The sequence below is a fragment of the Nostoc sp. C052 genome (genome assembly GCF_013393905.1).
Lineage (GTDB): Bacteria > Cyanobacteriota > Cyanobacteriia > Cyanobacteriales > Nostocaceae > Nostoc.
On sequence record NZ_CP040278.1, the window covers coordinates 1 to 15,426 of the forward strand.

Genomic DNA, 15,426 nt, shown 5'->3' on the forward strand with positions numbered 1-15,426 from the left:
ATGAACGAAAAAACGACCCCATTAATTCCTGCGTCTCAAAACCAGACAGCTAAAACTCAATCACAATCACTAGAACCACCCAAAAAAGCAGATAAGCTTTCAGATGAAAGAAACAAGACTTTATTTAGAGTCAAGATTGGCGGGAAAAGTACTCCTACCCCGGCAAGTAACACCACTTATAGTACTCAGGCTAATCCCCTTCAGCTTGCAGACAAATCTTTTACTACAAGTGGCTTGTTCTCCGTTAATCCCTTGTCCCCGGATAAATCTCAATTTGGTTTTTCAGATAGTACTTTTAAAGATACTGGTTTTGCTCAGGCAATTTCTAGCGATCTTACTAAAGTCACCAAAGAGAATCATTCCGAACAATTTCTTGCCCAATCCCAACCGAACGAACCGGACACACCGCGAATTCTCATATTTGATTCTTTGAAAGGGGAGATTTTAGGCGAACCATGCTTGATTCTTTCCAGTCACCAACACGCTACGGTGAAATTTGTTATTCACGATCCCGACGATAAGTTTCGTTTGCAAATTGAAAAATTGGACAATATCGAAATTGAATTGGGGTTTGTTGAAGGCTATCGCAAGAATAAGTTTGTTGGGCAAGTTTTTACAGTCGGTAGGAAGTTTCCCGATGGGACTATAGTAGAAGCCATCGATCCTAGTTACTCTTTGCAACAAACGGGATCGGACGCGATCGCTGCTGAAACAGTTGTTACTCCTTTACCTGCACAACCAGTAACTGCTACTCCAAAAACTAATCCCCTATCTGCACAGCCAGTCGCCGCTGCCACAAAACCTGCTGCTGTTGCTCCATTGGCATCAAAAGATAAAAGCAAAAATCAATCTTTGGCGGCAACCTTTGCCAAAGAGTCGGATAAATTGAAATTTGAAAGCTCTGGGGTAAATTTACAAAAACAGGGTGATGTGCAATTCCAGCAAACTCAAATGGCCGCAGCAGAAACAGATGCTGCCTTGCGGGGTAATGTTTTAGTTGCTTCTGGGAATACCCTGACTTCGGTTGCACCTGGGGCTGGGAAGCCAACAGGTGTTATTTTGGACTATAAAGGCAATCGCTCTGTTTTCATTGGAAATCCAATTGTTTACAAACGGACAAATTTGCATTTACAGTCGGGGTTTGGGGCGATAACTGTTCAAGGCTGGGATGTGAATAACAAGCAGGTTATTGGAGCAACAGTGGTTAGTCCTGGCGAGGTCAAACAACATCCCACAGGAATCATTGAAGCTCCAGAGTGGGGTTCGGTCAAACTTGGCGATCCCATCTTTCCGGGTTGTCCTTATACTTGGGCAGACGCAACGAAAAATGGCTCTAGGGTGCCCAAGAATAAAGAAATCATGGCCAGTATTGTGACGATCGCTAAAATCATCACACAGCTAACGAAAGAAAGCGGTCAGAAAAAATGGACAATTACAAGTTGGTTTCGCTTACAGGCAATTAAAGCCAAAAACAGCCAACACCTTTATGGTAGGGCAGTCGATTTTCACTTCGGTGGCTCTGAATACAGCAAGCTGACGGCGAAGCTGAGGGCTACTTGGCCTGGAGGGGTAGCGAAGGGGGATGGATTCACGCATATTGATTGCCGCCACTTATATGGTGGTGGTCAAGCTAGGTGGACTTATTGAGTTGGAAATCGCGCCAAATTTTATTCCCACCGCCATTCAAAGGGTTTTCCTTAGATTCTTTCGATACAGCTTTTAAGAAATCTTCCTTAGTAAGGAATGGTTTCCCGCCATTTTTCAGGGCAACCAATTGCTTGTCATCGACGCCAAACTGTTTTTTAATTTCGTCATCTGTAACCCCTTCTTTGGTGATCAAAGCATTGACATCGGCGAGTACGCCGCTCTCGTGCTTGGAAAAACTGCTCCAGAGAACAACTCCTGTAATTCCCAAGTTGTTGTAGGAGGCATCTCGGAGAAAATCCTCTTTGGTTTTGTATGGTTGGGAATTCTTAAGTTTGCGAATTACTGTTTCTGGAGTGTTGCTTGCTAAATTAAATATAGTCTTAATCTCTTCGTCATTTTTAGCTAAAGCGATCGCGTTATTGATGCCAGCGAGTAAAGCAGCATTGCTCCCTTGGACATCCGTTACCTTCGGAGCGCCCAACCTTCTTAGGCTTATGCCACATTTACCGATCGCGTTAACTCTTTGAATTGCTGTTGTACTATTTTTGGTACTGAAAATCGGGCTAGAGCTATCAAGTTTTTGTTCTTGAATGGCAGTTAATATGCTTTGATAATCGCCAGATATTTGCTCGAATAGGCTCTCGGTTTTCGTCAGAGGTTTACCTTCCGGTGATTCGTAAGATATTGTTTGTGATTCGGTAAATTCTGCGGGTAAAGATGAAGCGTCACCACTGATAATCGCTGATTTCAAGGTCTGTTTATTTTGCCCAACTCCTTCTTCTTTGATTGCCAGTCTTTCAGCTAAATCATTCTTCAGCTTTTCTTGAATTTCTATCCTGCCTAATATTTCTTTGGAGATGCTACCAGCCAAAGCTAAATTTATAAATGTGTCGGATGGTAAATTGGCGATCGCTGTGGGATCTCCTAGTCTATTTTCCTCAAAGATAGATCCAATTGCAGCATTGCTTTCTGGCGACAAGCATGGCGCTAATTGCGTTTTTGCGTTATTTATTATGCCTCTTTTTTGTCGTTCGGCACGAGTTGTTTGCTGTTTGTAATCGCCTAAAGGGGTAGAGGCAAGCGGCGGAGCTAATTGGTGCTTTGTTCCGGCTCCAGCATCAAGCTCGAAAACTAGATCGACTGTACCATGCCGCATCCCTTTTTTGTTGGGGAGTGGGGTATCGTATTTAAAGTTAAAAGAAGTGCAGATTAAAGGGTCAATTAGGGTACTGCCAAAGGCAAATTGTAACTTTGGGGGAGTTGCAGAATTATCGGTTATTTCATGTAGATGCGCTGTGTTTTCCACCAACTGCTGAATATCTTCATTCAACGACCAGAATTCCAAGGTCAAATTAAATGTGCGTGGAGAAATGGACACAAAGTTATGTCCAACTCGAATCGATTGATTTTTCCCTTTTTCCCACTCTGCACTTTGGGATGTAGCTAATTCTTTGATATTAAATCCAACTTCCAATAACTGATCCTTGTAAGCTCCAGTGAGAAAACGTATTTGCAAAGGACTGTAATCTCTACTCCAGGGTTCACGCTCTTGCTTTGTCAGAGTGGATTTTTGATATTCTAGATCGGGTTTTTTGGCTGTAGTAACGCTATTAGCTGTCCTCGGATCGGTGGGGTAAGTGTATGCGACAGGTAAAGCTGTCGCTTTACTAGTAGGTGTCAAAGGATTTGTAACCATATAAACACAAAAAAATGACGGATATATATTAATATATATCCGTCATTTTACTAGCACAATTGCCAAAGCTGTTGTTTACTATATTTTTGACAACAAGTTGCTTTTGCTGTACTAAAAGCTTCCATCGACCAGCTTTGATATTGGCTGACAGATGTCAATGCTGTTTGCCAATTGGCAGAATTATTAATTGTAATAATTCTCTGTGGTGTAGGGCTTTCTTCATAAATTGCAAAGTGCAATTTTTCCATTTCTACCAATTTTACAAATGGAGAAGGCAGTTCGATTGAATAGTGATTAATCCAGGTTTCGTAAAGATAATCTGAATCACCAATTGAGTATAGAACTATGACCAAGGCGACAGGCTCCGTTAAAAATCTCGGAGCAATAGTAATAGCTTTGATGTGAATCAAGGGTATCAAAGTATTAGCTTCGCCAGGAAACACTTTTAAGAGAAATATGGGATACGTTTCACCTGTGTCAGATGAAGTACCCCACTCCCATGCTGCTGTACCAACATCGGATTCTAAAAGCAGATTGACTGTGGTTAGCTTTGTGTCATCCATAGTTTTATCCTTTTTGAAGTGTAATGCGATCGCTAGGCACGAAATCCTAGCGATCTTTTGTTATCTTTGCAGGAATTTATCTACTGCTTGAGCCAAAGGAACCACGAATTGATCAATTTCTTCTTTGCTCAGTTCAAACTCTACCGAGGTTGGTGCTTCTGCTTTTTCTTCTGAAGATTTCTGATCGGCATTATCAGCATTTTCCTCTGATTTAGAAGTTTCTTCACTCATTTTTACTTCCTCGTTGATGGTTGATGATTTTATGAATCAATTGATTCTTGTTGTTGTGAGGAGAAATTTGTATCTGTTCTCCCCCCGAACTATTTAATTGAGTAATTAAGTTTCTTAACTGTTCAATTGTTTGCTCTCTAAGAAGAGAAAGAGTATACTCCTCTGCTTCTAGAGATGGATTGCTTTCTTCGATGAGATATGTAGCTGTAGATGATATAGCTACACCTTTTTCCTGAAAGCTTTTTAGAAAACTTTTTGCAAAGATTAGAGCAAAAAATGCAAGCATAACCCCAGTTATCGCAACTATAGTAGTTGGCAATAAAAGTATGATTATCCTCGCAAATACGGGAATCATTACGGCTATTGCTATCCAGAAGATGAAAGCGATACTCGCTATCAGCAAAACAGTCAAAAATCTAATATTGACCTTAATTGCAGTAAAAACGTAAGGCTGCGACATGATCGCAGATTTAGCTTTTTCTGAACAAAGTATTTCCACAATAGCTAACACTATTGTTTCTAGAATATTGTGCATGTCTTGCATCTTGTTACTCCATTTCCTCCATATATATATTGTAATATATTTTCTACAAATCTACGTGTTTCTATTGACACTATACGTATATAATGTTACATTATATATAGTATCAGTTATAAAACCATGATCGTTAAATATATGTTTTTGACCGCAACTATCGGCGAGATAGTTGCAACTGCATTTTTGTCCTTTGGCGACTTATCACACGTCAAGACGGAGCCAATTGCAGACATGGGAATTTCCCTTATTTGTCAGTATGCGGTCGCATTTGTTTTAGTTAAATGCGGTAAAGATAAATACAGCAGCTTAATTATCGGCGATATTGCAAGCAATATCTTGTTAGCTGTATTGATACGGTTTTAATAATTTTGGAGGTTTGTACCTCCATTTTTTTTGGGAAAATTAATTATGCGTTCTAAATCTCAAATTCTCAGAAGTTACGAGTATGTTTTTCAATGTTCAAGCATTGCTTACAAAGATATTGTAGGTGTGGCAAGGCACATGCAAGGAATATACAAATATGAAGACGAAGATTTGTCTGAGAATCAAAACTTTATTGAAAAGTACCGCTATCGAGAATCGTATTTTCCAATTAGTAAAGACATAGATGAGTCCGATTTTTTACTTGCTAAATTTAAAAACAAGATTTTTTCTCAGCAAGGGAACTTGCGGAAAACTTTCTACAATTGCAATATTAAAGACAAAGCTAGTTTAATATTTTATGCAAACAAAATTGATTTTTTAGGATTTATCAAAGTTCTTTTTTACTTCCCAACAAAAAAGGAAGATTTACAAAAATTATCGGTTTATCCTGTATTCCGATTTAGTGGACAACGGGGTATGGTTACTTTCCAGGAAAGTTCTTTGTACCGTGGTAAGAAATACATCCAAACACTAGATTACAGAAAGTACACTCCTCAAGAAGTGGTTTGCAAGGGTTGTCAATACTACTGTGGACAAAGCTTTTACGGGGTTCTTTTCAATTGTGCCCCTCATCCGAGTGGCCCAAATGGCTATCAATTTTGCCATAATTATACGAATAACAGCTAAACCTTGAAGCCCATTACTAAATTAATTTAGTAATGGGCTTTTTGTTGGCAAGAAGTATTGGTAATTGAAAACTAAGCAGTGTACAAAGCAGCGTTGGCTGTTATCTTCACCCGATCAATTTTCCCTGTGTAGAAATATTCTTCTCCTATGTAGGATCTGAAGCTAAGAAAATCTGTTTTTTAGAATCTTCACTGGAAACATAGTAGTACATATTTGCTACTAGGTTTGAGGTGTTTGGTATATATTCAGGGGTAAAAAGTGATATTGTTCGGGTATCCAATGGCAAGGGAACTTCGCCTTGAGTAGCAAATGCAGCAGGAATGCTGGGTTGGAGGAAACTTCCATTGGCAAATAATTTGGCTTCGCCGATTACTCCTCTTGTTAATATCCCTGCATCTCCAGTTAGGTTCGATTCTGGAATAAATATTCTGGCATCAGCGCTATTTGCAGAAATAACTCCAGGACTGCCTACTGAAACATCCTGATATGAATTGGGATTGGTAAGTGTAAGAACAATCCCGCCAACAGCGCCATAAGCACTTCTAATCAAGTCTTTGCCATCGCTTGTTCGATAGTCAATGATCACGCAAGCAGGGTTATTAGGAATTTGCCAATTTTCTGGTGTTCCCATGTCCCAAACAAAGGTATAGCCAGCTTGAGTCTTGGGAGTAGTAATGCAGACAAGCTTTATTTGGTTGGATGAATTCTTGTATTTAATGATTTGGGTAAAAACTCCAGAATCATTAGAATCAAAGTAAGAATTATAATCATCTATGCTGGCCAGCATAGACTCTATACCTGGCATAGCTAACCATTCTGGATCGGTGACATAGGTAAGATACTCGATAGCATTTAAGCTATTTTGAGAAAAATGAGTCTGCTCTAAAACTTGTTGGGTAGCGATATTGATTTTATAGTAATCAAAAGTGGGTTTTCTAAGAGAGACTTCTGGTGTATTGGGCAAAGAGTCCTGTCCAATGAATACATGGAATACATCGTCTATCTCTGTTGAGCCAATTATGGAATTATAGGAAATGACTGGTCGATTGTAGCTTGTATCCCAAGGTAAGACATTTATTCCTAGACTAGCAATACTTGACTCAGTAATAGGATCGGGTGGGACTTCGGAATAGGATAAACAACTCAAGGAATCTAAATTGGTCGAAGTACCTACAATCCGTCCAAAACCAACGCCTAATAAATTCATCTCTGAAGTTGGTGTCGGTGGGGGTGTTGAATTTGGATCTGGATCTGATGATAGAGTTTGCTCTAAAACCAGATAAGTTAAAGTAAATTCTAAATCAGCAACGCTGGCATTAGAAAGATTGCTTATGGTAGCATAAACCCAATTTGTATCTTGCAAAGAATAGCCAATCTTTGCTGGAGATATATAAACGAGATTACTTCCAGTAGAAGTAATTTGCTCAGAAATTAATCCATGATTTCCACTTGGTAAAGTTCCAATTGCCCTGTTTAAATCGCTTTGCTGAGAAGCTGCATTAACATACAAGCGCAAACGAATAGAAGTATCGCATTCAAGAGATAATAGCGCAAAAGTTTTAGCAATCTCTAAAGCTATGCCATAGTTTTGATTTGCTGCGATAGAGCTATCAATAACAAAGTTTTTGTTAACTCTAGAAATAGCCTGAGTAGGGGTCGGGCTAAGAGTTGGATCTATTCCTAAAGAATAAACCTCAACTCTGCCGCTAATTAGGTTATTTTCTGTTCTGATATCGATAGTATTTTCAGTGCAGGAGACTTCAACTGCATCTGTGATATTAAGATCCTCATGGTTATAAACCAGAAAAAGAGGATTAATACCAAAGTTATGAGTAAACTGCCAATGATTGCTAGGAGTTGTTTGTTCAAAAGTCAAAGTTCTGAGGATCGACAGGTCGATAGGGGTAACAAGTCCCTGCTCACCAACTCCTAAAATTTTCCCTGTCTCAAATCTAGGAAATAAAACGTCACCGACAAACTTTTTCCGAGAATAATCTTCTGGCATACGCCACCTACTAAAGTTCCAAAAAACAATGTTTTCTAAGATGGCGAATGCCTTGTATTCAATTTTTGGGTTGTGAATTCAACAATGATATCATTGCGTTTCTTAAGTTGTCCACGCAATATTATGACGATAAATTCTATTCAACCCACATTCCGCAGGTTAGTTAGCAAAGCAGATAATATTTTCGACAGGGGGCACCAAAAAAGTTGAGAATCCAGTGTCTTTCGGAAGTCAAATTAGTAATTTGCTTGCTTTGGGCAACAGTAACTAAGTGAATCGACATAAAACATTGAAAGACCCAGCGTAGAGTCGGAGCAGCAGTAGGTTTACCCAACTGATCATCGATAGTCTTTTTAGCTCTATTGAGTGCTTGACGCAATGCCCTTTGACCCAAACTATAAACAAGCAAACACAAGCCCATAATCATGGCTAATGCGGCAACCCGTTTGGGTGAGTTGAGGAAGACACTGGAAGTAAAGAATAGCGGGTCTTTGAGAAAGCGAAAACCGCGTTCGGTAGATTGCTGTGCCTTATACTCAATTAACACATGATCATCACTTAACTTAGAAGCATCAAGAACATTGGTTGCTAGGAGGAACCTACCGGCTCTTTGGACTTCAACATCTATAGCAGTTTGTTTGGGTGCAAGTGTTGCACAAAGTTGATAGTGCTTTTCTATAACAGCATTCTTTCGCGGTCTACCACGTCCCTTGTGCTGCAAAATTTCAACTACTTTGATATCAACTAGCTGATGTAAAGGCAACTTACAATTCATGCGTTCAGCAGCAAGTTGGGCATCTTTTTCACAAGCAAACTGCTGTTGAGATAACTGTTTAAGTTCGGTTTGGGCTTTAGTCAACTGCTTAGATAAACGTTTTTCTAGCTGCTTGAGGTCAGCTTGTTTACGGACTTGACTTTCAACTACTATCCAACGTTGTAGTATGTCGGCATAAAAGTTACAACATGAAGCGATACGGTATCCCGGTAATGAACTGGAAACAAATGCATTTTCATGAATGTTATCTAACAACTGTTTAGCAGCAGTCAAAGTGATTGGTACTCTCGATACCCAACGTAACTGCTTCATTTGTTGCAAGTTCTCTTCTGTGTACAGTGCCGCATCAGCTACAAACAAAGCATCAAGGAGCCATTGCCGTTTGAAGTCCGCGATTAATTTGGCAAACATGGCTGAGTCTGATTCATTCCCATCTGCGACTCTTAAATATAGCGGTATGTCTCCATCTCCACTACACATCAAGTCGAGAATAAATTGCTTTAAGTCTGGGCGGTGATCTCTCGAATAACCATAAGTTATGTGGATTGTTCCAGGTTCTGCTTCCTCCTCTCCAGTTTGGAGTGTGTAATCACCATCGACGTGAAACGAACTTGAATCCAGGTGTAAACTGTCCATTTTTACACCAAATTTACGAGCCGCAGATAGTGCCACCGTTACAAATACTTCTGTTAGCCCTTTGGAGTAGAGTTTGTCCAACACTCTACCTAGACGGTCATCGTTTAAGTGTTCTGGATGTATCCCCTCTCCCAGGAGGTGTTCTGTAGCTTTGCCAATAAAAAATTTTTCAAACAGATATAATGGGGCGCTGACAAACCCTAATCCGTTGAGAATCATTGCTTTTACCACTTGACCTGCACTAATTATTTCTTGCGGATGGCTTCCTAGTAGCCGATTGATTTGCTCTACTAGTTCCATTTCGTCACATATGCCTGCGACTATCCCACAGTGGTCAATATCCTGTACTCTTATATCTAATGGTGATGCTGTCATGCTTCTAAAATGCAGCATTTAGGTCATTTTTAAAAATACAGCATTTACGATCGCACCTGCGGAATGTGGGTTCAAAACTATGTTCCTTGCAAAGAAAGAATGTTGTACTAGCTAAAGAATTTAAGTCGTTGATTGCCATTGAACGCGATCGCGATAATTTCATTACCATCTTGTAAATAAAAGTAGAGACTAGATACTACTATCTAGTCTCTACTTTTGTTTGAGATTGATGAGACTTAAGCTTGCCGCTGGTCAAAAATTGCAGAGTTCTCTGGGAAGTTTATTCCTCCGTCAGGTAAAGTAATTACAAAATTTGTTATTTCAGCAGATTGTGAAACAGTAAGGTCTATCGTATCAGTTAATCCTAGTATTTGCACTAGTCCAACTACATCGGAATTTTCAACTAAATTCAAAGTAAATGCCATGTAATTTCCAGATGGATTAGCCGTACCATCCTGGTTAAAATACATTGCTCCCACAGTCGTGGTTTGTTTCTCGTAAACCCTATGATACGTCACAGTATTTGCATCCGTTGGAATGATTACCTGCCTTTCAAGTAATTCACTATAGTCCACGTATGGATACATTTCTTCCGGCACCAAGTAATTCTCTACGATAAATGGTGTGGGTACAAGGTCAGCTTCCTCATAGGAATCAAAAATTAGATTTCCATTAATGGTAGTTTGTAAGGTGTAATCGGAAGTAACCTTATACGACAGTGATGCAGTAGGAAGTGCAGTACCTCTAGGGAACAGCTTTAGCACAAGTAAATTTAATTTATTTCCTCTTGCTCTTGTCATGACCATATTCAGCTCACTGTTGGGTTGAGCCAATAGGTAAGTTGCTTTAAATTCAAGCTCACTATTTCTACTTATTATTGCGGCTTTTCCACCTTCTGCGGTAGTCACAAGTGTAGTAGACGTGCCACCTTCAAATCCATAAGTTACTTGCCCACTTCCACCGAAATTAGCATAGGCTTCTGAGTAGAAGCCTGTTGTTGTCGGGGTAGGAGTTGGAGTTGGTGTCGGGGTAGGAGTTGGAGTTGGGGTAGGTGTTGGAGTAGGAGTTGGTGTTGGTGTTGGATTAGGATCTAACGAAAGAATCCATTCCAGTACCAAATAATTCAATGTCAAGTTTAATCCATTGATATTAGCGTTAGAGAGGTTAGTAACGGTAGCGTAAATCCAGTTTGTATTTGCTAACGAGTATCCTATTTCCCCTGGAGATGTGTATATTTCTTCTTGGTTGGAAATGATTTTTTCAAAAATCAATCCATGATTTCCGCTCGGCAGGACTCCAATTGCCCTATTCAAGTCACTCTGGCGAGAGTCTGCGTTAACGTACAAACGCAAGCGAATCGGCGTATCACATTCAAGAGACAGCAGTGTAAAGCTTTTAGCAATTTCTAAAACTGTTGTGTAGTTTTGATTTGCTGCAATAGAGCTATCAATAACAAAGTCTTTGCTAACCCTAGAAATAGTCTGAACAGGAGTCGGACTAAGAGTTGGTTCAACTCCTAAAGAATAAACCTCTACCCTACCGACAATTAGATTGTCTTCTGTTCTAATATCGATGGTGTTTTCGGTGCAAGAAACCTCAACTGCGTCGGTAATATTCACATTGTTATTGTCATAGACAACAAACAACGGTTCAATGCCAAAGTTGTGAGTAAATTGCCAATGATTACTAGGAATTGTTTGATCAAAAACCAAGGTTCTGAGAATAGGTAAATCCACAGGGCTAACTAGCCCTTGCTCACCAACTCCTAGAATTTTGCCTGTTTCAAACTTCGGAAACAGAACATCACCAAGAAACTTTTTTCGAGAATAATCTTCTGGCATACGCCACCTACTAAAGATCCAAAAAAAACAATAATTTCTGAGATGGCGAATGCCTTGTATTCAATTTTTAAGTCGTAAATCGCTCCATGATATCATCGCATTTCTGAAGTTGTCCATGCGATATTTCTCGGAATAAATCCCTATTCAATAGTATGGTTTGTTATAATTAATACAAGACCCTACGGAGAACAAATGCTATGCTAGTTAAAGAATTTAAGTCCTTGATCGCTATCGAATGCGATCGCGACGATTCTAATAACAATCCAGTTTTGTTGGAATTAAAACCCAATAAGACAATGTGGATTACATATTCCTATTTAAATATTTTGTCCAAAAGACAAATATCCTGCGATTTAGAAGGGGAGTGGACTTTTGCCACTACTCTAGATAAATTAAAGGAATTAATGGGTAAAGCTAAAGGTACGAATGAAATTTCCTTTGCAATTGAAAAAGATGTTTTGCTGATCAAGATATCAAAAGATGGCAAAGGCAATGAAATGCCTTTAGCTTCATGGGGAGCCAAGCCAGAATTTAATTTAGACGAATTCGATGGCGATGACCAACTTTTGGTCATTAGTCTTGATAGTTGGAAAGAAATGTGGCTGGCTGGACAAGTGGTTGTCATCCACAACAGCGTCAGCACCAAAAAAAGCAAGCAAGATGTGATGTCAAGTCATGTCAGACTTGATGTCTCTGACAAATCTGGCTTTGTGACAGGGTATTCTCCCGGCATAATTTGCCATCGGCAATTTATGTGTGAGGAAACTCTTTCTAAAAACAGAACTTTTTTAGTTCCCATCAGCCTCGTGGCGATGGTGACTACACTCAAGTTCTCGCCACCTGCTGTAATTAAATTGAGGATGAGTGCAGACTTCAAAACACTGCTTACTAAAATCAATGATAATTACTACTTGACCGACATACCGTCAGTCGAAGATTATCCTATCCTTGATGGGATAGTTAGAGAGAAGCAGGATTCACAGTTTACTGTAACAATAAACAACAAAAATAGGCTTGTAGAAGCCTTACAAACCGCGCATGACGCAGGAATTAAGAATGCCACGTTGATATTTGACAACGGTCATGTCACCGTTGAATCGGGGAATTCAAAAGTTCCCAGCGTCAGCGTTCCGGCTAGTGCCGAGAAAAACTTTACCTCCACGGTAAAGTTAAGCGTAACTTTGCTTTTAGATGCCCTAAAAGCAATAAATGTAGCGAAGATCCTGCTTTTATTTCCGATAACAGCAGGAAAAGCGCTCATTATCGAAACCCTAACAGGTATCGTTTATGTGATCCTAGCGATCGCAAAAGTGGTAACGCACATATTAGATTCAGCACCAATTGCTGATAAACCCGAACCTCGTACTGAAGAGGTTGAAACGGGAAAAACCCTTGATAACAAGAGTTTTGTCGTTGAAGCGGTGGAAGAGAACCCTCTGCCTCCCTTAGACGGAAAAACACCAGATGAAAGGCTAGCTCAAGCCGAAATGCATTTGGTGGAGATCAGGGAAACAATTGAGGCTTTTAAGAAAAGCACAATTACCCCTGAAATCCTCCAACAGCTTGGAGACTTAGAGATGCAACTAGAAGAGGCTCTAGGGGAGAGCCAAAGAGTAATCAGGGGAAACACACTTTTAGTATCGTCTGGACAAGAGTATTCTCTAGACGATTTAGATAAAGTTTCTTTGAGAATGTATTGGTTGGGGGGGAGAACCCTCAACATAATTTGGCACAAAGAAACAACTTGGAAGTTGGAAATAAGAATTATCAATCCTCTTCCTTCTACTGAAACACAGAAAACTGTTACACATTCCTAAAAGCAAAAGTTAACTTTTGCTTGGGATTATAATTTTTAAATCCCTATAAGAAGCCCGCTGTTTATTGCAAACATCGGGCTTTTTGTTGTTTATTTACTCGCGAGAAAGAAAAAATTATACGCGATCGCTAATTACATTAATTAAGAAAAAGGTGCATTGGGAATAATTGATAAATCTTTAGCGAGATTTAAAGTGAATATAAATTGGTCAATATATCCTTTGAAATTAGTTCCTGGGGCATAGTAAGCATTTTGCCCAATTTTTATTCTTCCTGATGCTCCCCAGCCTCCAGAAGTAAATTCACCAAGTTTAGAACCTTCAAACCAAAGTTCTGTTTTGTTTTCATATTTTTTGATTCCTAGATAGTACCAACTTCCTGGAGATATTGTTACTGGAGCTGCAATCACATTAACAGCATTGTAATACATTCCAAAAGTCGTTCCATTGAAGGAAGCTTGGATGTAATTCCCATTAGTATTATCTGGGCGCATTTCCAAGATGACATTACCTGGAGTAATGTCAGGATTAAAAAACATTTCAATCGTACAAGCCTTTCTCCCAACGTTGAACAATGCTGATTCGTAATTTAGTGCTGAATTACCATCCAAGTAAATAGAAGCTCCTTCAAATTTACTGTTAGCAGTACTAATAATTGGATTACCTATTTTTAAAGGAGTCAAGTTATAGGTAGAGCTATCAATTATTGAGGTGCTTTCATTCTCTCCATTACCTCTTAAATAAAGTAAAGTTATGGGATCGTGGAGGATTTTAATCGCGCCAACTACCTGTACGGCTTGCCAATCAGCTTCATTGGTAGTCAATGTAAAAGCTTGGTGGTTTGTCCAAGTTACATTATCTCTACTTTTTTGTAACAAAAATTCTGTCGGTGGAATATTGGCACCGTTATTTAAGTTGATTACTTCTACGTAATAAGGTAAAACATTTTTTGTAAATTTATAACCAATACCCATTCCTGTAAGTTTATCAGATTGGATAGGACTAGTAATTGTTGTGAAAGTATTCCAATTGTAATCAAATACTTTGGCCGGATTATCCTCAGTCCAGCTATAAAGTTGTGGTGTTCCTCCCAGAGAAATTGTTTCTCCGTCAGAATCCAAAAATCTTAACTCTCGACAAATCCATTGAGAATTCCCCCCAGTAGCAGCATTAGTATTGATAATCCTCCAGTATCGGTGTTTTGGATCGTTTGGATCGACGCCAGCAGCACCGACTACCTCAACCGATTGAAATTCTGTATCAGCTGTAGAAATACTAAAAAGTTGATGGGTGATCCAACTTGAGTTATCACTACTTTTTTGCAAACAATACTCACTAGGAGGAATATTGAAGCCGTTATTCAAATTGGATATCTCAATAGAATAAGGTAGTACGGCGCGAGAAAAATGATAGCCAATTCCTAGCCCTGTCGTTGGTGGTGTTTGACTAGTAATGGACACAAAACTATTTGTATTGCCATCGAAAGCTGGACTAGCGTTGGTTCCCGGAAATGAATACGCTTGGGGAGTTCCGCCGACAGAAATTATCTCTCCATCAGCATCCAAAAATCTTAACTCTCTGCATATCCATTGCATTCCTTGACTATTACCTCCGGCTGGTGTCAGATTAATAATTCGCCAATATTCAAAGCTAAGATCATTGTTACTTGATTGTTTCAAGAAGATTCTTCGCATCAGTTTTGCTCAACTCCCAAATAGAAGTCAAAAGTTTGGTTTGACATTGGAGCAAATCCTGTCCGAATTTCCACCAATCCATAAAGATTTGTATCTGCCAAATCGCAGGTAAATGGAATTAATCGACTTTGAGGGAATACGCCGCAAGACATTGTAGTATCGCTGCCGACTCCTCCAGTTGTAAAACTAGTGAAATCAATATAAGCAATTCTTTTGGAATTATTTACAGCAAGCATGGGATATGGAGCGTTGTCAGCAATTGCATTTGGGACGCTTCCTTTGAATAAATGTAACCTTAAAGCCCCGACAAATACCAATTGATTGGTATAACAAGCTGCATTCACAATATAACCAGAACCTCCTTCTGCTCGACTAGTATTTGCAAATATCAATGGGCTAGGAGTAGAAATTGAATCGCTTAAAGCATCATTATTGGCATAATTTGTAGAATCTTCTGGGCGAATGTATCTATCTGAAATCTCTGCTATTCCTTTGGTAATTCCAGGAATAACAAAAGGGTTTATGGGGAATACTTGTCCAATATTGCTCATGGTTTTTGAT

General features: G+C 39.3%; 13 protein-coding genes. 4 read left to right on the forward strand and 9 right to left on the reverse strand.

Annotation, left to right across the window (positions count from 1 at the left end; all coding sequences use genetic code 11):
• Positions 1 to 1,647 (forward strand): D-Ala-D-Ala carboxypeptidase family metallohydrolase, encoded by a 1,647-nt coding sequence (locus FD723_RS39805; RefSeq protein ID WP_218651885.1) that lies wholly within the window; start codon positions 1 to 3, stop codon positions 1,645 to 1,647.
• Here FD723_RS39805 and FD723_RS39810 read toward each other — a convergent pair.
• The 4 genes from FD723_RS39810 to FD723_RS39825 are packed head-to-tail and all read right to left on the reverse strand — an operon-like array spanning position 1,631 to position 4,672.
• Entirely contained in the window at positions 1,631 to 3,343 is a 1,713-nt protein-coding gene (locus FD723_RS39810) for a hypothetical protein (RefSeq protein ID WP_179070662.1), read from the reverse strand. The two genes, FD723_RS39805 and FD723_RS39810, sit on opposite strands and share 17 nt — an antisense overlap.
• 50 nt (positions 3,344 to 3,393) lie before the next feature.
• On the reverse strand, positions 3,394 to 3,906 hold the full coding sequence (locus tag FD723_RS39815) for a hypothetical protein (protein WP_179070663.1): 513 nt from the start codon (positions 3,904 to 3,906) through the stop codon (positions 3,394 to 3,396).
• A 60-nt stretch (positions 3,907 to 3,966) separates the two neighbouring features.
• Complete coding sequence (locus FD723_RS39820; protein ID WP_179070664.1) at positions 3,967 to 4,137, reverse strand: hypothetical protein; 171 nt, start codon at positions 4,135 to 4,137, stop codon at positions 3,967 to 3,969.
• A complete protein-coding gene (locus FD723_RS39825; RefSeq protein WP_179070665.1) occupies positions 4,130 to 4,672 on the reverse strand; it encodes a hypothetical protein in 543 nt (180 codons plus the stop codon). Before FD723_RS39825 ends, FD723_RS39820 begins: the two co-directional genes overlap by 8 nt.
• Positions 4,673 to 4,813: 141 nt before the next feature.
• Here FD723_RS39825 and FD723_RS39830 point away from each other — a divergent pair, with 141 nt between their 5' ends.
• Entirely contained in the window at positions 4,814 to 5,038 is a 225-nt protein-coding gene (locus FD723_RS39830; protein WP_179070666.1) for a hypothetical protein, read from the forward strand.
• Positions 5,039 to 5,083: 45 nt separating this feature from the next.
• Entirely contained in the window at positions 5,084 to 5,725 is a 642-nt protein-coding gene (locus FD723_RS39835; RefSeq protein ID WP_179070667.1) for a hypothetical protein, read from the forward strand.
• A 145-nt stretch (positions 5,726 to 5,870) separates the two neighbouring features.
• Here FD723_RS39835 and FD723_RS39840 read toward each other — a convergent pair whose 3' ends face one another.
• The 3 genes from FD723_RS39840 to FD723_RS39850 form a co-directional block, all read right to left on the reverse strand.
• Complete coding sequence (locus FD723_RS39840) at positions 5,871 to 7,730, reverse strand: hypothetical protein (protein ID WP_179070668.1); 1,860 nt, start codon at positions 7,728 to 7,730, stop codon at positions 5,871 to 5,873.
• Between the two features lie 163 nt (positions 7,731 to 7,893).
• Entirely contained in the window at positions 7,894 to 9,516 is a 1,623-nt protein-coding gene (locus FD723_RS39845) for an IS1634 family transposase (RefSeq protein WP_179070669.1), read from the reverse strand.
• A 236-nt stretch (positions 9,517 to 9,752) separates the two neighbouring features.
• Positions 9,753 to 11,357 carry a hypothetical protein gene (locus FD723_RS39850; RefSeq protein ID WP_179070670.1) on the reverse strand — a complete coding sequence of 535 codons (1,605 nt, stop codon included), beginning with the start codon at positions 11,355 to 11,357 and terminating at the stop codon, positions 9,753 to 9,755.
• A 197-nt stretch (positions 11,358 to 11,554) separates the two neighbouring features.
• On the opposite strand from FD723_RS39850, the gene FD723_RS39855 reads away from it, so the two are divergent.
• Positions 11,555 to 13,174 carry a hypothetical protein gene (locus FD723_RS39855; protein ID WP_179070671.1) on the forward strand — a complete coding sequence of 540 codons (1,620 nt, stop codon included), beginning with the start codon at positions 11,555 to 11,557 and terminating at the stop codon, positions 13,172 to 13,174.
• A gap of 140 nt (positions 13,175 to 13,314) precedes the next feature.
• Here the strand turns inward: FD723_RS39855 and FD723_RS39860 are convergent, their stop codons facing one another.
• Complete coding sequence (locus tag FD723_RS39860; RefSeq protein ID WP_179070672.1) at positions 13,315 to 14,865, reverse strand: hypothetical protein; 1,551 nt, start codon at positions 14,863 to 14,865, stop codon at positions 13,315 to 13,317.
• On the reverse strand, positions 14,865 to 15,416 hold the full coding sequence (locus tag FD723_RS39865) for a hypothetical protein (protein WP_179070673.1): 552 nt from the start codon (positions 15,414 to 15,416) through the stop codon (positions 14,865 to 14,867). The genes FD723_RS39860 and FD723_RS39865 overlap by 1 nt, the downstream gene beginning before the upstream one ends.
• Positions 15,417 to 15,426 lie beyond the last annotated feature (10 nt).